The sequence below is a fragment of the Terasakiella sp. SH-1 genome (assembly GCF_004564135.1).
Taxonomy (GTDB): domain Bacteria; phylum Pseudomonadota; class Alphaproteobacteria; order Rhodospirillales; family Terasakiellaceae; genus Terasakiella.
In genome coordinates this window covers 2,999,609-3,019,796 of record NZ_CP038255.1, presented here as the reverse complement: position 1 = coordinate 3,019,796, position 20,188 = coordinate 2,999,609, and the positions used below count along the sequence as shown (strand labels likewise).

Here is a 20,188-nt window from a genome sequence, read left to right as displayed (position 1 = left end):
GGCGCACACTTTTTATTTTTATGTGTGTATAAGGACACGGTTGTTTGAAATTACGAGACGTGACAGTGAAACCCGGCTGTGAGTGATTGTTTGATTGACTCTTGAGGCGAATTCTTGTATCACGCGCCCCTTACTGTACGTAGGGCACCCCTGGAGGCTCTATGACAATTATCAATCAAAGAATTTATTTAAGGAATCAGCTATGAGCTATGTTCTAAATGCACAACAGCGTGAGACAGCCGGCAAGGGGGCAGCCCGCGCAATCCGTCGTGAAGGTCTTGTTCCGGCCGTAATCTATGGTGACAAGAAAGATCCGGTAAGCATCTCTATTTGCCCGAAAGAACTGTGGGTTCAACTGCACACAGGTCAAACTTTCTTCGCTTCTACTGGCGAAATCAAACTCGGCAAAGAAGCTGAAACTGTGATCTGCCGCGACGTTCAGTTCCACCCGGTAACTGACCAGCCGTTGCACGCTGACTTCCTGCGTCTGGGTAAAGATGCGAAGATTTCTGTTGCGATCCCGGTTACATTCACAAACGAAGCTGCTTCTGAAGGTCTGAAGCGCGGCGGTGTATTGAACGTTGTTCGTCACGAGATCGAATGTAACGTTCCGGCAAACGCTATTCCGGAAAGCATCGAAGTTGACCTGACTGGTACAAACGTTGGTGACACAATCCACATTTCTGCTGTGACGTTGGCAGAAGGTGTAACACCGACAATTACGGATCGTGACTTCACAATCTGTTCTATCGCAGCACCGTCTTCTGGTGAGAAAGCTGCTGTAGAAGTAGAAGGTGAAGAAGAAGAAGCTGCTGAAGAGTAAGGTTTCTTTCTTATGATTTTGTTGGTCGGTCTTGGTAATCCTGGCGGGAAATACGAAAAGAATCGGCACAACATCGGGTTTATGGCGCTGGACTTGATGGTTCAGCGCCATTCCTTTGGTCCCTGGCGGACAAAATTCCAGGGCGAAATGTGCGAAGGCACCATCAATGGTGTGAAAGTTCTCGCACTCAAGCCCCAGACTTATATGAATGAGTCTGGTCGTTCTGTCGGTGCTGCGGCACGTTTTTATAAAATTGATCCCGAACATGTTGTGGTCATGCATGACGAACTGGATTTGACCTTCACCAAGATTAAGGTCAAAACAGGCGGTGGTCATGGCGGGCACAATGGTTTGCGTAGTTGTGATGCCCATTTGGGGAAAAATTACAAGCGTGTGCGTTTAGGGATCGGCCATCCCGGTTCCAAAGAAAAAGTGCATTCCCATGTCTTGGGTGATTTTGCTAAGGCAGAAGGGACTGAGCTGGATAAAATGCTCGACACGGTCTGTCAGCATATCAGTTGCGTGCTGAAAGGCGAAGATACGGATTTTATGAACCGTTACGCCATGGACATGCGCCCGCAACGTCCCAACAAGCCGAAGGCTGATAAAAATGTGGCGCAAAAAACGCCTGCACCAAAAGATAAGTCTTCTGAGGATGAGGGGAATCCTTTTGCGGTTTTACAAAAGTTGAAAAAGACCTCAGTTCAGGAATAACAGTCAAAACTTGACGAAAGTCCCTAAGCACGCTATCCGCTAGGGCAAGATTTTTAACATATGAAATGGACCTGAGATCATGGGTTTTAATTGTGGTATCGTTGGCCTGCCGAATGTGGGCAAATCAACATTGTTTAACGCACTGACTTCAACGGCAGCAGCCGAAGCAGCAAACTTCCCGTTTTGTACAATTGAACCCAACTCTGGCCGTGTGGGTGTGCCGGATGTACGTCTTGATAAACTGGCAGCAATTGCACAATCGGCCAAAGTAATCCCAACGCAGTTGGAATTTGTGGATATTGCCGGACTGGTGCGTGGTGCCTCCAAAGGCGAGGGGTTGGGCAACCAGTTCCTGGGTAACATTCGCGAAGTGGATGCGATTATCCATGTTCTGCGCTGTTTTGAAGATGAAAACATCACCCACGTAGACAACACCATTGATCCGATCCGTGATGCCGAAACGGTTGAAACAGAATTGATGCTGTCTGATCTGGAAAGTCTGGAAAAACGTGAGCAGGCGTTGATTAAAAAGGCCCGTGGTCAGGATAAAGACGCCAAGGTGACATTGGACTTGGTGCAAAAGGTTTTGGAAGTCTTGCGAGAAGGCAAACCTGCACGCGTGGTGGAACGCCGCGATGATGAAGAGGAAAAACTTTTTCAGATGCTGCAACTGCTGACATCAAAGCCTGTGCTGTATGTGTGTAATGTTGAAGAAGACAGTGCCTCTGAAGGCAATTCCATTTCGGCTAAAGTTTTTGAAAAAGCAGCTTCTGAAAATGCTCGTGCTGTTGTGATTTCTGCACAAATCGAAGAAGAAGTCTCCAAACTGGATAGTGAAGAAGACAAGGCTGAATTCCTGGAAAGCCTTGGTCTGGAAGAAACGGGGTTGGCCCGTGTTATTCGTGAAGGCTACAAACTACTTGATTTGCTGACCTTCTTCACCGTTGGCCCGAAAGAAGCGCGTGCCTGGACGGTACGTACCGGGTCTAAAGCGCCGCAAGCAGCAGGTGCTATCCATACGGATTTTGAGCGTGGTTTCATTAAGGCAGAAACCATTGCCTATGAAGATTATATTGAATTTAGCGGTGAAAGCGGTGCCAAGGAAAACGGTAAAATGCGTCAGGAAGGCAAAGATTATATTGCCCAGGACGGCGATGTTTTCCACTTCCGCTTTAATGTGTAGGTTGGCAAAGCCGGGTTTAATTTTTCGACTTTCTTTGCGCCAATCCTAACGGATTTATGCGGAAGTAGTAAGACTAAAAGTCGATGTCATTCTGTTCAGCGGGCAGTTAGAAGATTTTCTAGGTTAATCTTTTACCTGTTTGCTGGAAGGGTGACATGTTTGGAAAATTGAAGCTAAACGCAAAATTGACAATTTTTACAATTGTTCTGATTGCGCTAACTGGTATTGCGATTGGTGGTTCGACAATCTGGCTCATTCGTGCTGATTTGGTCAACAAGGTCGTGGAACGCCAGAGTATGAGCCTGCGTATTGCGGCGACTATTGCCAAAAAATCTATGGACGGGGTGTCATTTTCCCTTTCGCAAGAAGGGGTGGTCTCCAATGTGCGTATGGATGCCATTCCGGATAATTTTTCCAGTCATGCCATGATTGATGAAATTGGGGCCGTGACGGGGGAAACTGTTACCATTTTCAAGTGGGACGATAAAACCAAGGATTTTTGGCGTAAAACTACCAATATCATCAAGCCGGACGGCAAGCGTGCTGTGGGGACACCTCTTGGACAAAAAGGGCGTGTGTATCCGGTCGTGACCAAAGGGCAGACCTATAGTGGTGAAGCAACGATCCTGGGTAAAGATTATTTCACCATTTACGAACCAATCCGAAATTCAAAGAAAGAGATCGTCGGCATTTTATATGCCGGTGTTTTGAAATCGGATATTGAAGGGTTGCTGGACAATATTATCAACGGGATTGTTTTGTCTTTTCTTGGGGTGACTGTCTTTTCCATCATTGTCGCTTTCTTCTGGACCCGAGGTTTCTTACAGCCCATCAATGTGTTGTCTGGTGCCATGCTGCGCCTGAGCCAAGATGATATGGATGTGGAAATTTCTTATCAAAATCGCGGGGATGAGATCGGGGATATGTCACGCTCTGTAGCCATTTTGAAAGAACGCAGTCAGGAACGTTTGAGATTACAGCAAGAACAGAAAACGGCTGAAGACGAGGTTGAGCAGCAAAAACAGGTCGAACGTGAGCAACTGGCCAGCGAGTTTAAAGAGCAATTCAAGAGTTTCGTAGAACAACTTACAGTATCTGCCAATGATTGGCAGGGAACGGCTGTTCATATGTCGGAAAATGCAAAAGGGGCTATTCGTGAGTCTGAAAATGTCGATACGATCTCAGCTCAGGCCAGCCATAGCGTAAATTCTGTGGCGTCTGCGATTGAAGAATTGTCGGCGTCTATTCAACAGGTGGAAACTCAGGTGTCCGATTCCAACCAGATTGCGGGTGACGCGGTGACGCAGGCCCATGCGACGTCTGAGAAAATGGAAGGTTTGATTGATGCGGCCAATAAAGTAGGGGAAGTTGTTGGCCTAATTTCCGATATTGCAGAACAAACCAATTTGTTGGCGCTCAATGCCACTATTGAAGCCGCACGTGCTGGTGAAGCCGGGAAAGGTTTTGCCGTTGTTGCCGGTGAGGTGAAAAACCTTGCAAACCAAACGGCGCGTGCAACAGGTGAAATTACCTCGCATATTTCGTCCATGCAGGATGCCACCAGTACAGCGGCAGAGGCGATTAACGCGATTAGCCACACCATTGAACAAGTCAATGAAATTTCGGTTTCCATTCTTCATTCCGCAGAAGAACAAGGTCATGCGACACAGGAAATCGCCCAAAGTGCGACAACAGCCTCCCAACATGTCAGCGAGGTTCAAGGCTGTATTGGGAACCTGTCAGCCGCCTCTGATTTGACTGATCAATCTTCTCAGAAGGTTTTGCATGCAGCCAATGAGCTGACCTCTCATGCCGATGCCTTGGAAGTGCAGGTGCAGAAATTTGTTGCACGGATTTCCCACGGCTAATTAGGTCCTGACCCTAGTTCTAACCTTAAGGCGAATCCTTGGAAAGCACGCGTCGATATGAATGGTCGTCGCGTGCTTTTTCTTGACTTTAATCGTATGCATTCACATCTATGAGATGGATTTGTGAAGTTGAAAGACATAACCAGACGAAATGATAAAACGGGCTAAGGTTCTGTGGCGTCAGACTCTTTGCCCATAAAAATCAAACATGGAGCGTCTTTATGTTTCCTTGGTAATACCAGAAGTGAGGTTTTCTGCGGTTTTTCAAAGGTTTAGAGGGCTGGACATTTGGCTTGAGATGTGGTGTATATATCGCACGTTATTTTACGAGATATCCAATAATAAAAAGAGATATCTCATCATCACTCTTGCATAAGCGGAGGAAGTCTAGTGCTTGAAGAATATCGCAAACATGTCGAAGAGCGTGCTGCTCTTGGTATCCCCCCCCTGCCGCTGTCAGTTGAACAAACTGAAGCGCTCGTAGAATTGTTGCAAAACCCGCCAGCGGGTGAAGAAGATACACTGGTTGATCTTCTGACCAACCGTGTTCCGGCTGGTGTGGACGATGCTGCCCGTATTAAAGCTGGCTTCCTGGCACAGGTTGCCAAAGGCGAAGTCGCTTGTGCTTTGATCTCCAAAGTAAAAGCAACTGAGCTGCTCGGCACAATGCTGGGCGGGTTCAACATTGAACCGATGATCGAACTGATCGACGATGCAGAAGTTGGTGAAACAGCTGCGGAAGGTCTGAAGAAAACACTGTTGGTGTTTGATTATTTCTTCGACATCAAAGAACGCGCTGAAAAAGGTTCTGCAAACGCGAAAGCGGTTATGCAGTCCTGGGCGGATGCTGAATGGTTTACAAGCCGTGACGAAGTTGCTGAAAGCATGAAGCTGACAGTCTTCAAAGTCACAGGTGAAACAAACACTGATGACCTGTCCCCGGCACCGGATGCGTTCACACGCCCGGACATTCCGATGCACGCATTGGCAATGTTGAAAAACCCGCGCGACGGCATCACACCAGAAGAAGCAGGTGTGCGTGGCCCGGTTCAGTTCATTCAGGACCTGAAAGAAAAAGGCAACCTGGTTGCTTATGTTGGTGACGTTGTTGGTACGGGTTCTTCTCGTAAGTCTGCAACAAACTCTGTTCTGTGGTGGACAGGTGAAGACATTCCGTTCGTGCCGAACAAGCGTTTCGGTGGTGTATGTCTCGGTTCTAAAATCGCGCCGATTTTCTACAACACAATGGAAGACTCTGGTGCGCTGCCAATCGAAGTTGATTGTACAAACCTGAACATGGGTGACGAGATTGAACTGCGCCCCTATGAAGGCAAAGTCCTGCGTGGCGATGAAGTTGTTTCTGAATTCACTGTGAAATCTGAAGTGATCTTTGACGAAGTACGTGCCGGTGGCCGTATTAACCTGATCATCGGTCGTGGCCTGACAGCCCGTGCACGTGAAGCCCTGGGTCTGGAGGCTTCTGACCTATTCCGCACACCGGCTGAGCCGGAAGATACTGGCAAGGGTTACACACTTGCACAGAAAATGGTTGGTAAGGCTTGTGGTCTGGAAGCTGGCAAAGGTATCCGTCCGGGGACTTATTGTGAGCCGAAGATGACAACAGTTGGGTCTCAGGATACAACTGGCCCGATGACACGTGACGAACTGAAAGACCTGGCTTGCCTTGGCTTCTCTGCTGACTTGGTGATGCAGTCTTTCTGTCACACATCTGCTTACCCGAAACTGGCTGACGTGAACACACACAAGACTCTGCCAGACTTCATCGAAACACGTGGCGGTGTTGCGCTGCGCCCGATGGACGGTGTTATTCACTCTTGGCTGAACCGTTTGTTGTTGCCCGATACTGTGGGTACAGGTGGTGACTCTCACACTCGTTTCCCTATTGGTATCTCTTTCCCGGCTGGTTCTGGTCTGGTGGCTTTCGGTGCTGCAACAGGCGTTATGCCGCTGGATATGCCGGAATCAGTTCTGGTTAAATTCTCTGGTGAGCTGCAAGAAGGCATCACATTGCGTGACATGGTAAACGCCATTCCGTTCTATGCCATCAAGCAAGGTCTGTTGACCGTAGAAAAAGCCGGTAAGGTTAACGTCTTCTCTGGTAAGATCCTTGAAATCGAAGGTCTGCCGGATCTGAAAGTTGAACAAGCGTTTGAATTATCTGACTCTGCGGCAGAACGTTCTGCGGCGGCTTGTACCGTTCACCTGAACGAAGAGCCTATCATCGAATATATGCGCTCCAACATCACCATGATGAAATGGATGATCGCAGAAGGTTACGATGATGCGCGTACATTGAAGCGTCGTATTCAGGCGATGGAAGAATGGATTGCGAACCCAGAGCTGATGAAGCGTGACGAAGACGCTGAATACGCTGCTGTGATCGAAATCAACATGTCTGAAATCAAAGAGCCGATCGTGGCTTGCCCGAACGACCCGGACGATGTGAAAACTCTGTCTGACGTTGCAGGTACTGCGATTGATGAAGTGTTCATCGGTTCTTGTATGACAAACATCGGTCACTTCCGTGCCGCTGGTAAAGTTCTGGACGGTCTGACTGACCTGCCGACACGTATGTGGGTTGCACCGCCGACCAAGATGGACGCGGCAATCCTGACGGAAGAAGGCTATTACTCTATTCTGGGTAAAACCGGTGCACGTATGGAAACACCGGGTTGTTCCCTGTGTATGGGTAACCAGGCGCAGATCCGTAAAGGGTCAACGGCCATGTCTACCTCCACACGTAACTTCCCGAACCGTTTGGGTATCGATACTCTGGTTTACCTCGGTTCTGCCGAACTGGCTTCTGTTTGTGCCATGACAGGTAAGATCCCGACAAACGAAGAGTATCAGGCAAAAGTGAAGTCTGTGAACGAACAAGCCGATGACGTTTATCGTTACATGAACTTCGACCAGATCCCTGCTTTTGTTGAAAAAGCTGAGACTGTTGACGTTTAAGGCTTTACGCCGACACACGAAAAACCCCGCCGGAGAAATTCGGCGGGGTTTTTTGTTGTTTGGTATTCGGTTAGTTTAACGCTTTGCACAACTTTCCTAACTCAAGAAAAAATAAGGCTCCATGAAATGGGTCAGATTTAGAGAAAAGGGCTGTAAGCGGTCATTCCCAACTCGATTGGGAATCTGTGTGATCTAAAGGTCTCGGCTTGCGCGAGGATGACACGCTCTAAAACTCGGGCAACGCACAAGCTCTGAATTCATCAAACCCTGTTTCTTACACCTCATGCAGGTCTTACTTTGATATCCATGCTGAACATCAAAGAGCCCTTAATCTTGCAAGCACGCTTTCGGCAATCCGTTATTGCTCGTTCCATTGCGCCATCGTCATTAATTTTATAAATTTTACGAAAGATAAAGACTGGTTCACCACCTGAGGTGTTCCAGATTTCAATCATAACTTTCATAGTTCTATTCTTGTTCTTCAGATTTAAAAGGGTTTAGCGACAGGTCCAAAATTCTTTGACCAATTCCTCAAAAGACACGCCCCATGAAGAGAAGGGATGTTCGGAGATATAGGAATTGAAAAATCGTTTATCATGGCTGACTTCCGGTCCGGCCCACTCAGGTTTATCAAAAGCTTGATCTGGACTGCTCAGTTCGATTTCTGCCATGACAAGCCCGTCATTGACACCGTGGAATTCATCAACTTCCCACGTGTTGCCCGCTACATCCAGTGTATAGCGGGTTTTTGAGATGGCATCGCCGCAGAGTTCAGCAAGCATTTTCTCGCAGTCTTCATTTGGGATTTCATATTCAAATTCCAAGCGGGAAATCTCACCGCGATCAGCCTTGATGGTCAGGAAAGATTTTTCGCCCTTGGTGCGTACCCGCACCACAAGGGACTCATCCTTGCTGATATAGCCTTGGGAGATTTTCTTGGCATTGGCCCCGTCTTTCCAGCCGGAACCTGTGACCAAAAATTTACGTTCGATTTCCAACTGGTTTGACATGATGTGTTCCTGACTTAATTTTGCGCAAAAGCAACCTTGAGGGCGGTGCGAACAACCGGGTTGATCTCATATTTTTTCTGATCTTTGATGTCGTCTTCACTGAGTAGACGCCATTCACTATGTTCATCAGACAGTTTGATCTTTTCCAGCTTGTGATCTACCTCACAGGCATAGAAAATCATAACCCGTTCCGGTTTGCCTTTTTCTTCAAAACTGCGCCGTCCCGCATAAATGATATCGCCGATACGGACCTTATCAAAGCCGATTTCTTCAATGATCTCACGGGCAATGCTATCATGCATGTCTTCGCCTTCATCCAGCTTGCCACCGGGCAGGTCCCAATGGCCTTTTCCAGCCTTTTCCATCATGAGGATACGGCCTTTTTTATCTTTGATGATGGCTTTTTGGCTGACGGAAAATAAGGCGCAGTCATTAATAAACGGAGGCACGGTTTTCGTCCTGTCCTGATTACATAAAAGGGATATGCTGTTTTGCCACATCCGCAAAGTCATTGTCGACATTGAATTGCAAAGAAATGTTAAGCTCTTATGTGTTTTTTGTAAAAGCTTGGAAAAAAAGGAAAAAAGCCCCCCTGCACAAGCTGATTGATGTTAGGCACAATGAACAAAACTAATCAGGCAATTCAGGGAAGGTCCAAACCATGCCATTCAAGCATATTTTGTTGCATTTAGACGCCACAGAACAATGTGAAAAACGTGTCAAAATTGCCATTGATCTGGCAAAAAAAGGTGATGCGCATATCAGCGCCCTGTTCTGTCAAACGGATCCAGCCTTGTCTGCGATTGTCGGGAATCATCCGATTAGTGATGAGCTGCGCAAGCTTGCCAAGGAAACGGAAGTTAAATTCACCACTATGGCCGAAGAAGCTGGCGTGCGCATGTCGGTAGCCAGCACGCTGTGTACCTCCCATGCCCAGGTGGTTCAGGCTGTTACATGGGCGGCACGTACCAGTGATATTTCGATTTTAGGTCAGTATGACTGGTCGAAAAACTACAGTGCCTTGCCTTCTGATCTGGCGGAAAATGTGATCGTACATTCTGGTCGTCCTGCCCTTGTTATTCCGTTTGCCGGGGAGTTTAAGGAAATCGGCACACGTTGCTTGATTGCCTGGAATGGCGGTCGTGAATCTGCCCGTGCGTTGAACGATGCCTTACCGATGATGGCGGGTGCCAAAATTGCTGAAATTTATTCCATCGAAAAAGAAGGCGTCAAACGCCCAAGTGAAAGTGAAGTGGTTGACCATCTGGGTAAATACGGTATTTCAGCCAAAGCGGCTCATGAGAAACGTGATAAAGCCAGCATCACCGATATGCTGTTGTCCCATGCCGCAGATGAAGGCACCAATCTGATTGTCATGGGGGCACACGGCCATTACGGCATGTCCCACATGTTGCGCGGTGGCAATACCCGTGAAATCCTCAAGCATATGACTGTGCCTGTGTTGATGTCGCACTAAGTTCGTGCTTCCCCTGAAGAACGCCATTCCTGAATGAAAGCGGGAATGGCGTTTTTTTATGGGTTATGCCCAAGGATGAATTTCTAAATTCGGCCAGATATCTTTCCAGCGTTTGGTCTTAGCCTCGTAAATATCGGGAAATTCCAAGGCGTGATTTGGGCGCACAATTAGGCGCAGGATATTTTCAAAGCCAAAGGGCGCATCAAAGGCAATGCGTGAGCTACCCCGCCCTTGTAAGGCAATGGCCTGAACCTTGGACGGGTAATAGCGCAAGGATTGGGCGGCTGATTTCAATTCAGGATAGGGCAGGCCGAATTTGGGTTCGTACCACATATGAACGCGTGATTGGTTTTTGATCTGTATTTTGACATCCAAATCCGAAAAAAGCGCTCCTGCCCGTATGGTCATGACCTCTTCGGCTTCGCGGCTTTGGTCTGGGTCATAATAGATGATGTCATAATCCAGAATTCCATCACACGGATGGCGTCCTTCCACCACATTCCACACGGTTTGAAAGAGGCAACCTGATACCAGCCAGCAATCCGGTGCATCCAGCAAATGCATCCGTTTGAGGATTTCCTTATTATAAGGGTTCATCTGCACCAGCTTTATCAGCGTATCGGCATTGCGGGCAATTTCATAGCGTGGCAAATCATCGGCAAAAAGAAGGTTCTCTCCCTCCTGATTGGGGAGTTGTCGGCGGTAGCGGTTAACGATATGCCCTTTGCGACGCATGATGTCCTTCCTCATGAACCGTGCAGGCAGCATAGCAAATTTTACATGTAAAATCAGCCACTTTTGCGTTTTAAGTTACTTACAAAAATGCCGACAAAAATAATTCCCAAAGCCGTGAGCATTTCAGGCGGGATTTTTTCACCCAGTGTGAGGGCCGCAATGGCAATGCCGAAAACAGGCACCAGATAGTTATTCAGGGCCAGAAAACTCACCCCAGAGGTATTGATGACCTGTAATAGCAAAATATTGGCAAGGGCCGTTGGGAAAAGACCAAGGTAGATGAGGGAGGCAACCTGGCTGAAATTCGCTTCAATCGTCCAAGGCTGGTCAATGATTAAGGCAGGCGGGATCATGATCAAGGTGGCAATGGTCATGGAACCCGCAGCCACCACCATAAACGGTACATGGGAAAGACGGCGGGCCACGATAGAAGCAGCCCCATAACACAGGGCGGCTGATACAATGGCCCCTTGGGCAAGGATATCCTGACCTAAACCATAAAGCACACTGGGGCCAACCAGAACGAGTAGCCCGACAAAACCGATACAAACCCCGGCGACCATATAAGGGGTGAGCTTTTCATCATCGGTAAAGAAATGGGCCATGATCGGTACACTCAGGGGGATGGTGGACATCAAGACTGCTGTCATTCCACCATCAACCACATGTTCGCCCCAACCGATTAGGAAAAAGGGGGCGCAATTGCCCAAAATGGCCAACCAGAACAGCCCGACCCAGGTTTTGCGTTCACGTGGGATTTCTTCACGGCGCAAGGTTGCGATGAGCACAAGGACAATCGCGGCCAGCCCAATGCGCCCCGCAGCAATACTGGCAGGGCCAAAGGCATCAAGCGCAATCTTGATCATGGTAAAGCTTGATCCCCACATCATCGCTAAAATGATAAGCATGATAAACCCGGTTAGGGTGAGGGATTTCGCCATTGTTTTAGTCTTCTTTGGTCGCAACCCCGGCATCGCCGAAGGTCGCCATGTTATTGTGACAGGCCACAGCAGAACGCACCAGACCAACAGCGAGAACCGCACCGCTGGCTTCGCCCAGACGCATATCCAGATCAAACAGGGCTTTCTTGCCGATTCTTTCACAGAGCAGCTGATGACCCGGTTCCACAGAATTATGGGCGACCATACAGTGATCCAAGGCCCCTTTGCAGGTGGCTTCCAGTGTGGCAACAGCTGCGGTGCAGACATAGCCATCCAGCAGGACCGGAATACGTTTTAGTCGTGCAGCGATTACCGCACCGGCCATCGCGGCCAGTTCACGCCCGCCCAAGCATCGCAGGACATCAAGGCCGTCTTTCATTTCAGCCTTATTAACCAAAACAGATTCGGCCACCACGGCGATTTTATGGCCCATGGCTTCGTCATTTACGCCTGTGCCACGGCCCACCCAGGTTTCAGCCGCCCCGTCATAAAGGCCGTGGGCAACGGCTGCTGCTGCTGTTGTGTTGCCAATGCCCATTTCCCCGATACACAGCAGGTCTGTATGATCTTTCACCGTTGTCATACCATAGAAAAAGGCTTCGGCAGCATCTTCATCGGACATGGCCGGACCTTTGGAAAAATCATTGGTTGGTTGATCCAGTGCCATTTCATGGACTTGTAAATCCACATCAAAGGTTTCACAGAGCTGGTTGACTGCCGCCCCGCCATTAATGAAGTTCTGTACCATCTGTTGAGTGACTTCGGGGGGATAGGCGGAAACACCACGTGCGACAACCCCGTGATTGCCAGCATACACATTACAGTGCACAGACTTCACACGTGGGGGGTAAGAACCTTGCCAAGACGCCACCCAATGGCTGACTTCTTCCAAACGGCCTAAAGAGCCAGCTGGTTTGGTCAATTGCGGCTCACGCGCATCGGCTTGTTGTTTGGCCTCGTGGGAAAATTCCGGCAGAACTTCTAAAATCTCGCGAATGTCGTCCAGCTTTTGAACATGGGGTAATGTATTCATGATATCCCTACTCTCTTTCCCAATGGCAAATGGTTCGTTATAAGAACATATTCTTTCACCAACTCATAGCATGCAAACCATGACCGATACCAGTTCAACCTTTCAAAAAGATGCCCAGACACCAAAGAGTTGGTGGGAAGATTTTCAATTGGCTGTGGTCTTTCTGACACGCGTGCCATGGAAACTGGAAAAAGATGCCCCGCCCCAAGCTTTGAACCGGGCATTGCGGGCCTTTCCCCTTGTTGGATTATTGGTGGGCGGATTGGCCGCAACGGTTTTTGGGATTGCCCATACCTTTGAAATTCCACCGCTGGCCTGTGGCTTGATTGCGGTGTTGAGTATGGTGCTCTTGAGCGGGGCCCTACATGAAGATGGGCTGGCCGATGTTGCCGATGGGTTTGGCGGTGGTTTTGACAAAGATCGCAAACTGGAGATCATGCGCGATAGCACCATCGGGACCTATGGAGCCATTGCCTTGATCATGTCCATCGGTTTGCGCAGTGCCGCTCTTGGCGGGTTTGAGGATTGGCAAGTCGGGGCCAGTGCTATTGTGGCTGCGGCCTGCTTATCACGCATGGCACCGATTTATCTGATTTATTTTATGGAACCTGCACGCAACGATGGGCTGGCCGCGAGCATGGAAAAGCCGAACTGGTTGGTGGTGGTACAAGGATGTGGTTTGGCCGTTGCCTTGTTTTTGCTGTGTATGCCGCTTGATGCAGGCATGGTCACACTGGTGATGGCTTTAGCGACGCTTTACGTTTTTCAAGGAATGGCGCAAAAACACATTGGGGGCCATACCGGAGATGTGAACGGGGCTGCTCAGCAGGTGATGGAAATGACCATTCTTGTCGTTGTAGCAGGTCTGGCATGAGTGTGACCACCACACGGTTTTACTGGGTACGCCATGCCCCGGTCAAAGCGATGATGCCGGGGCGTATTTACGGGCAGCGTGATGTGGGCTGTAACCTCAAAGATACGGACCGTTTAAAAGCCTTGGCGGACCAATTACCCAAAGAGGCCCTGTGGGTTACGTCGACCCTGTCGCGCACAAAAAAAACCGCTAAGGCCATTGCTGAACAGCGTGAAGAAAAGCCCAAGTTGATGGCGTATAAAGAATTGATGGAACAGAATTTTGGCCTGTGGCAAAGCAAGATATGGGATGAGCTGGAAGATGACCCGGATGCTAAAACTTTCTGGGATGATCCGGCAGGCCATTGTCCGCCGGATGGGGAAAGTTTTGAACAGTTGTGCAGGCGTGTTCAGAACTGCATTACGCATTTGGTGAAGAAATACCCCGGCCAGGAGATCATCTGTGTCACCCATGCCGGCACTATTCGTGCAGCTCTTGCCCAAGCGCTGGATATTCCCCCGACCAAAGCTCTTAATATTCAGGTGGAAACTTTATCGCTTAGTCGACTTAGCCATATTCAGGACCCGGCCCGTGGGGAGAGCTGGATGATTGAAAATGTGAATAGCTGACTTCGCGTCATTCCCAACTTGATTGGGAATCTTTATCTCAAGTGAATAAGGTCCCCGCATTCGCGAGGACGACGTTTGATTTAGGAGACATTCACTGTCGGGGTGAAAATATAGCCTGCCCCATAAACAGTTTTGATCATGGTCGGGTCTTTGGGGTCTTTTTCAATTTTTTGACGCAAGTGCCCGATATGGACATCAATTGAACGGTCAAAAGGCGATGATTCCCGGCCACGGGCCAAATCCAGTAGTTGGTCCCGGCTCAGTACCCGATTGGGGTGGCAGGCAAGGGCGGTCAGTAGGTCAAATTGTGCTGCTGTTAAGGGGGTCTCTGTACCTGTGGGGTCAATGAGTTTGCGTGCCATGCGATCCAGTGTCCATCCGGCAAAACGCATTTCTGAAATCTCATCCCCTTTAGGTGTGTTTTGAGAAGCCCCTTTGGAACGACGCAATACACTGCGCACGCGGGCACGCAATTCGCGGGGCTCAAACGGTTTGGAGATATAATCATCCGCGCCCAGTTCCAAGCCAATGACCATGTCGGCTGTTTCGCCCATACCGGTCAGAATAATCACCGGAATTTCGTTTTCCCCACGGATTTGGCGCAACAGGTCAAGGCCGTCTTCCCCCTGTAACATCAGGTCCAGCACCACCATATCCACATCGCCTTTGGCCAAAGCAGCTTTCATTTCTTCGCCGCTTTGTGCCGAACTTGCGCGAAAACCAACCCCTGTCAGGCAGCGTTCCACCAACGAACAGATATGGGGTTCGTCATCAACAATCAGAATATGACCTGTATCTGTCATTTTAGTCCCTGTGTTTGTGTTTTATTTGAAATCTTACATGAAGATTAGTGTGCTTGAAAGAAGGCTTTTTATTTCAATTGTTTCGATCAAGCGCCCGACGGATGCGATTGGCCAGTTCCAGCCGTTCAAATGGTTTGGCCAGAAGGTCAATTTCTTCTTGATCACGTCCCGTTTGATCCATCACTTTGTCCGGATATCCTGACATGAACAAGACAGGAAGTTTAGGAAGCGTGTGTCTGATTTGTTCGACCATTTCAATGCCATTGAGACCGCCGGGCATTTCAATATCAGAGAAAATCAGATCAAACTGAGAATCCAGTTCCAAAATTCCAAGGGCCTCGTGACCATCGCTGGCGGCAATCACGTCATACCCAAGGCGGCGCAAGCTGTTGGAGGCAAAGGCTCGCACACCGGGGTCATCTTCGACAAGAAGGATTCTTTCACTCCCCTGTGGAACATTGTGATTGCGGTTTTGGCTCTTTTCGCTGATTTGAGTTTCCTGACTACGGGGCAGAACCATGCGAAAACGTGTGCCTTCACCCAATTGGCTGTCGACTTGTAAATGACCTTGGGATTGACGTACAAAACCATAAATCATGGATAGACCCAGACCACTGTTTGGCCCTTTTTCCTTGGTCGTGAAGAAGGGTTCGAAAATTCGTTCCATAATTTCAGGTGGCATGCCAGAACCATTATCCACCACGGAAATCACCACATAATCACCCGGTGTGACATCAATGTTGCGATCCGAAAAGACACTTTTTAGGGTGACATTTTCAGCAAAGATCGAAACTTTTCCAACCCCGTTCATGGCATCACGTGCATTGATGCACAGATTTAGAATAGAGTTTTCAAACTGATGGGCATCAATCAGGACGGGCCAGACATTCTCATTGACATGTAGGCTAAGTTCCACTTGGGAGCCCACCGCACGGCTGAGCAAATCCTGCATGCCGATAATCAATTCACCAGGGTCACTTAAGGCAGGCTTAAGGGGCTGGCGTCGTGCAAAGGCAAGAAGTTGCTTCACCAGTTCCCCACCCCGGCGTGCTGCATCCAGTGCCGGGTCAACCATATCGAGCAGGGCAGGGTCGTTTTCGCCATCTTCTTGTAAAACGGATAGATTGCCGATGATAATAGTCAGCAGGTTGTTGAAATCATGGGACAGCCCGCCGGTGAGTTGGCCGATGGCTTCCATTTTCTGGGCTTGGCGGAATTTAAATTCAGCACTGCGAATATCGGTGACATCCTGACCTAAAACAAAATAGCCCCAGACTTTTCCCTCTTTATTTTTATGGGGAATATAAGATACAAGCGCATTAATCTCGCGCCCGTCAGACATGGTTAGAATAAATTCGCGTGAGGCTTCTTCGCCATTTAAGGCTGCATGAATGCAGGAAAGCTGATCACGATAGATTTGATCACCCAGAACTTCTTTGGCTGACTTTCCCACAAGCTTGTCCGGGCTGCGGCCAAACCAGTCTTCATATTGTTTATTGGCAAAGGTATAGGTCTGGTTTTTATCGACATATCCAATGAGGGCAGGGACCGTATCGGCAATCAGACGGATTTGTTCTTCTGATTTCTTAAGGGCCTTAAGGGCTTCGTTCAGTTCGGCAGTGCGTGATTGAACGCGGGCTTCCAGCTCATCATTGGCTTGGCGAAGGTAGCGTTCGGCTTTTTTACGTTCAGTGATGTCTTTGTAAACAGTGACAAAGCCACCACCGGGCATGGGATTGCCGCGCACTTCCAAAATCATGCCGTTTGGGCGTTCGCGTTCCATGACATGAGGCTGAAATTTACGAGCTTCGGCCACGGTATCGGCAATAATGTCTTCTACCGGAAACTGACCGTATTCTCCCCGTTCAGCATTATAGCGAATGAAGCTTTCAAAAGGGGCACCGTAATAGCTGAATTCCTCGATGGGAAAGTCGGTCAGCTCAAAGAATTTTGAATTCCAGGCAACCAGTTTAAGGTCGGTATCAAAAATGGAAAAACCGTCATCCAGATGTTCCAGACCCGTTTGAACAAAGGCCCATTGTTGCGCATCCAGAGAAGGGCCATCAAGGGCGCTAATCTTCTGTTTATCCAGAATTTTATATGTTTTTCCCATTACCATACCTGTGTTGTAACTCATCTACAGGCTAGCGAAAAGCTTGGATGTGAGGGTGAACTTTACATTCCTTTACAAAGTTTATCGGTTTCTTGAAAGTCTCTGCATTGCCCCTTCACAGTTATGGGCTAGGCTTCCTACAGTCAAATAAGACGTTTACGTAAGCGTAAGGTTATTTGTTTCCTTTGATGAAGGGTAATGTTACGTTGACGTAAACGACAACTAAAATGGTCTTTAACGTTAAAGACGATCTGACGGGGAGAAAGTAGATGACAGGGCAAAATACGCCCATTTTGGAAGTTGATGACATTTCCTTGCGTTTTGGCGGTGTCCGTGCGCTGAGCAATGTCAGCTTCAATGTAAAACAAGGTGAATTGTTTTCCATCATCGGGCCGAACGGTGCGGGGAAGACATCTCTTTTGAACTGTGTATCCGGGCGTTATTCGCCGCAGGAAGGGTCCATTAAGTTCAAGGGACAAGAAGTTACGAAAATGACACCGAACCATCGTGCTGAACTGGGTATGGGGCGTACGTTCCAAAACCTGGCCCTGTTCTCGCACATGACGGTTCTGGATAACATCATGGTTGGTCGCCACCACCTGATGAAAAATAACTTTTTGAACGGTATGGCCTATTGGGTCGGTGGGGCGCAGAAAGAAGAGCTTATCCACCGTCGTGAAGCCGAAGATATTATCGACTTTCTGGAAATCTCCCATATCCGCAAGTCTGTGGCAGGTACGCTGTCTTATGGTCTGCGCAAGCGTGTTGAGCTTGCTCGTGCCGTAGCCCTGCGTCCAGACCTGATCTTGCTGGATGAGCCAATGGCCGGGATGAACCTGGAAGAAAAAGAAGATATGGCGCGTTACATCGTTGACCTCAATGAAGAATGGGGCATGACGGTGATCATGATCGAACACGATATGGGTGTGGTCATGGACATTTCTGAACGCGTGATGGTTCTGGACTTTGGTAAGAATATTGCCGAGGGCCTGCCCCATGAAATTATGAGCAACGATTACGTTAAGCGCGCTTACCTCGGTGAAGAAGATGACGCTGACGAAGTTTCAGGCGAGGTGGCTTAAATGAGCAATCAATATTGCGACATTAAGGTGCATGATACGTTCCCCAAAATCTTGCGCTACAATGCACAAAATTGGCCGAATGACGTCGCCATGCGCGAAAAAGAATTCGGTATCTGGAATGAATTCACATGGGCTGACTACCACGAAGAAGTAAAGCTTCTGGCTGTGGGGATGCATGTGTTGGGCTGCGGGAAGGGCGATACGGTCGGCCTTCTTGGTAAAAACCGCCCGGAATGGGTGTGGGGCGAAGTGGCAGCCCAGGCCATTGGGTCCATGTCCATGGGGATTTACGAAGATTCCTTAGGCCCGGAAGCTTCTTACCTGATCAATTATGCGGAAACAAAAGTCGTTATCGCAGAAGATGAAGAGCAGGTGGATAAGCTGCTGGAACTGGAAGATGTGACTTCCATCAAGCATATCGTTTATTGCGACCCACGTGGCATGCGTAAATATGATGATGAGCGTCTTCTGGATCATGCAAAGCTCAAAGACATGGCCCGTGAGGCATTGGTGAAAAATCCAAAGATCTATGACGATCTGGTGGATAAGGGCCATGCTGATGACGTGTCTATTCTGTGTACGACATCAGGGACAACATCTAATCCGAAGCTGACCATGTTGCAGTCCGGTCCGTTCTTGGATCACACCATTGCCTATCTTGAAGCGGATGACAAAAAGCCGGGTGATAACTATGTTTCTGTTCTGCCACTGCCGTGGATTATGGAACAGATGTATGTGGTCTCTCAGGCCCTTGTGGCCCGTGTGATTGTCAACTTCGTGGAAGAACCGGAAACAATGATGTCCGATCTTCGCGAAATTGGCCCAAGCTTCGTTTTGTTGGCCCCGCGTGTGTGGGAAAATATCGCCGCAGACGTGAAGGCTCGCATGATGGACTCCACACCGTTTAAACAGAAAATGTTTAACTGGGGCATGAAGCTGGGTATGGAAGCGCTGGATCGTGGTGAACGTTCCAAACTGGCTGACTTCATCCTGTTCCGCGCCTTGCGTGACCGTCTTGGTTTCACCAACCTGCGTTCAGCCGCCACAGGTGGTGCAGCGATGGGGCCGGATACATTCCGCTTCTTCCTCGCCATGGGTGTGCCGCTGAAACAGCTGTACGGTCAAACAGAAATGGCCGGTGCCTATACCATTCACCGTGGCAATGACATTGATTTCGATTCTGTCGGTCATCCGTTTGAGAATTCCGAAATCAAGATCATCAATCCGGATGAAGAAGGTGTTGGTGAAATTGTTTCCAAAAACACAGGTATGTTCCTCGGCTACTACAAAAATGAAGAAGCCACTAAGGAAGATGTGCGTGATGGCTGGATGCATACAGGTGATGCGGGTTACTTCAAGAAAGAAAACGGCCACCTGGTGGTGATTGACCGGATCAAGGATTTGGCGGAAACATCTACAGGTATTCGCTTCTCCCCGCAGTTTATTGAGAATAAACTCAAGTTCTCCCCTTATGTGGGTGAAGCTGTGATTTTGGGTAAGGATCGCCCGTATCTCTCGGCCCTGATTTGTATCCGTTTCTCCATCGTCTCAAAATGGGCAGAGCAAAATCAGATTGCTTTCACCAACTACACCAATCTGTCGTCACTGGCACCGGTTTATGAAGCGGTGAAGAAAGAGATTGAACAGGTAAACGCGACCCTGCCAGAGGCCCAGCAAATCAAGAAGTTCGTGCTTCTTTATAAAGAGCTGGATGCCGATGATGGCGAGCTGACACGGACACGTAAGGTCCGCCGTAAAGTGGTGGCGGAGAAATACGCTGACGTTATTGATGCGATCTATGAAGACAAGCCGGAAGTGCATATTGATACGATGATTACCTTCCAGGATGGCTCCAAGTCGCACATCGTGACCGACCTTATGGTGGAATCCATGGACGGTGCAATTCCTCAACAAACAAAAGCTGCGGCTGAATAAGGGAGGACGACTA

Annotated in this window: 17 protein-coding genes; 10 read left to right on the top strand and 7 right to left on the bottom strand. The window is 48.7% G+C overall.

Features of this window, described 5'->3' with window-relative positions:
* Positions 1 to 202 precede the first annotated feature (202 nt).
* From E4K71_RS14230 to acnB, 5 genes are all read left to right on the top strand, one after another.
* Complete coding sequence (locus tag E4K71_RS14230) at positions 203 to 823, top strand: 50S ribosomal protein L25/general stress protein Ctc (RefSeq protein ID WP_135080713.1); 621 nt, start codon at positions 203 to 205, stop codon at positions 821 to 823.
* 12 nt (positions 824 to 835) lie between these two features.
* On the top strand, positions 836 to 1,537 hold the full coding sequence (gene pth / locus E4K71_RS14225; RefSeq protein WP_135080711.1) for an aminoacyl-tRNA hydrolase: 702 nt from the start codon (positions 836 to 838) through the stop codon (positions 1,535 to 1,537).
* Between the two features lie 79 nt (positions 1,538 to 1,616).
* Positions 1,617 to 2,720, top strand: a complete 1,104-nt coding sequence (ychF, locus tag E4K71_RS14220; RefSeq protein WP_135080709.1) for a redox-regulated ATPase YchF — start codon at positions 1,617 to 1,619, stop codon at positions 2,718 to 2,720.
* Between the two features lie 155 nt (positions 2,721 to 2,875).
* Complete coding sequence (locus tag E4K71_RS14215; protein WP_135080707.1) at positions 2,876 to 4,588, top strand: methyl-accepting chemotaxis protein; 1,713 nt, start codon at positions 2,876 to 2,878, stop codon at positions 4,586 to 4,588.
* A 390-nt stretch (positions 4,589 to 4,978) separates the two neighbouring features.
* A complete protein-coding gene (acnB, locus tag E4K71_RS14210) occupies positions 4,979 to 7,564 on the top strand; it encodes a bifunctional aconitate hydratase 2/2-methylisocitrate dehydratase (protein ID WP_135080705.1) in 2,586 nt (861 codons plus the stop codon).
* 497 nt (positions 7,565 to 8,061) lie between these two features.
* Here the strand turns inward: acnB and E4K71_RS14205 are convergent, their stop codons facing one another.
* Entirely contained in the window at positions 8,062 to 8,574 is a 513-nt protein-coding gene (locus tag E4K71_RS14205; RefSeq protein WP_135080703.1) for a CYTH domain-containing protein, read from the bottom strand.
* A 14-nt stretch (positions 8,575 to 8,588) separates the two neighbouring features.
* Complete coding sequence (locus tag E4K71_RS14200) at positions 8,589 to 9,023, bottom strand: NUDIX hydrolase (protein ID WP_167730583.1); 435 nt, start codon at positions 9,021 to 9,023, stop codon at positions 8,589 to 8,591.
* Positions 9,024 to 9,235: 212 nt separating this feature from the next.
* On the opposite strand from E4K71_RS14200, the gene E4K71_RS14195 reads away from it, so the two are divergent.
* Positions 9,236 to 10,051, top strand: coding sequence for a universal stress protein (locus E4K71_RS14195; protein WP_135080699.1), 816 nt, complete (start codon positions 9,236 to 9,238; stop codon positions 10,049 to 10,051).
* Positions 10,052 to 10,114: 63 nt separating this feature from the next.
* On the opposite strand, the gene E4K71_RS14190 is transcribed toward E4K71_RS14195, so the two are convergent.
* Genes E4K71_RS14190 through cobT form a run of 3 tightly spaced genes read right to left on the bottom strand, consistent with a single transcriptional unit; the run spans position 10,115 to position 12,760 of the window.
* Entirely contained in the window at positions 10,115 to 10,786 is a 672-nt protein-coding gene (locus E4K71_RS14190; RefSeq protein WP_167730580.1) for a nucleotidyltransferase family protein, read from the bottom strand.
* Positions 10,787 to 10,839: 53 nt separating this feature from the next.
* Complete coding sequence (locus E4K71_RS14185; protein WP_167730578.1) at positions 10,840 to 11,727, bottom strand: DMT family transporter; 888 nt, start codon at positions 11,725 to 11,727, stop codon at positions 10,840 to 10,842.
* Positions 11,728 to 11,731: 4 nt separating this feature from the next.
* Positions 11,732 to 12,760 (bottom strand): nicotinate-nucleotide--dimethylbenzimidazole phosphoribosyltransferase, encoded by a 1,029-nt coding sequence (gene cobT, locus E4K71_RS14180; RefSeq protein ID WP_135080693.1) that lies wholly within the window; start codon positions 12,758 to 12,760, stop codon positions 11,732 to 11,734.
* A gap of 79 nt (positions 12,761 to 12,839) precedes the next feature.
* Between cobT and cobS the strand changes: the two genes are divergently transcribed.
* Both cobS and E4K71_RS14170 read left to right on the top strand, forming a co-directional pair.
* Positions 12,840 to 13,634 carry an adenosylcobinamide-GDP ribazoletransferase gene (gene cobS / locus E4K71_RS14175; RefSeq protein WP_167730576.1) on the top strand — a complete coding sequence of 265 codons (795 nt, stop codon included), beginning with the start codon at positions 12,840 to 12,842 and terminating at the stop codon, positions 13,632 to 13,634.
* On the top strand, positions 13,631 to 14,242 hold the full coding sequence (locus E4K71_RS14170; protein ID WP_135080689.1) for a histidine phosphatase family protein: 612 nt from the start codon (positions 13,631 to 13,633) through the stop codon (positions 14,240 to 14,242). Before cobS ends, E4K71_RS14170 begins: the two co-directional genes overlap by 4 nt.
* Before the next feature lie 80 nt (positions 14,243 to 14,322).
* Here E4K71_RS14170 and E4K71_RS14165 read toward each other — a convergent pair whose 3' ends face one another.
* The gene (locus E4K71_RS14165) at positions 14,323 to 15,045 is read right to left on the bottom strand and encodes a response regulator (RefSeq protein WP_135080687.1); all 723 of its coding nucleotides are present in this window, start codon (positions 15,043 to 15,045) and stop codon (positions 14,323 to 14,325) included.
* 73 nt (positions 15,046 to 15,118) lie between these two features.
* The gene (locus tag E4K71_RS14160; protein WP_167730574.1) at positions 15,119 to 17,158 is read right to left on the bottom strand and encodes a PAS-domain containing protein; all 2,040 of its coding nucleotides are present in this window, start codon (positions 17,156 to 17,158) and stop codon (positions 15,119 to 15,121) included.
* A gap of 269 nt (positions 17,159 to 17,427) precedes the next feature.
* Between E4K71_RS14160 and E4K71_RS14155 the strand changes: the two genes are divergently transcribed.
* Together E4K71_RS14155 and E4K71_RS14150 are read left to right on the top strand one after the other, a co-directional pair.
* On the top strand, positions 17,428 to 18,240 hold the full coding sequence (locus tag E4K71_RS14155) for an ABC transporter ATP-binding protein (protein WP_135080683.1): 813 nt from the start codon (positions 17,428 to 17,430) through the stop codon (positions 18,238 to 18,240).
* Positions 18,241 to 20,175 carry a long-chain fatty acid--CoA ligase gene (locus E4K71_RS14150; RefSeq protein ID WP_135080681.1) on the top strand — a complete coding sequence of 645 codons (1,935 nt, stop codon included), beginning with the start codon at positions 18,241 to 18,243 and terminating at the stop codon, positions 20,173 to 20,175.
* Positions 20,176 to 20,188: the final 13 nt, after the last annotated feature.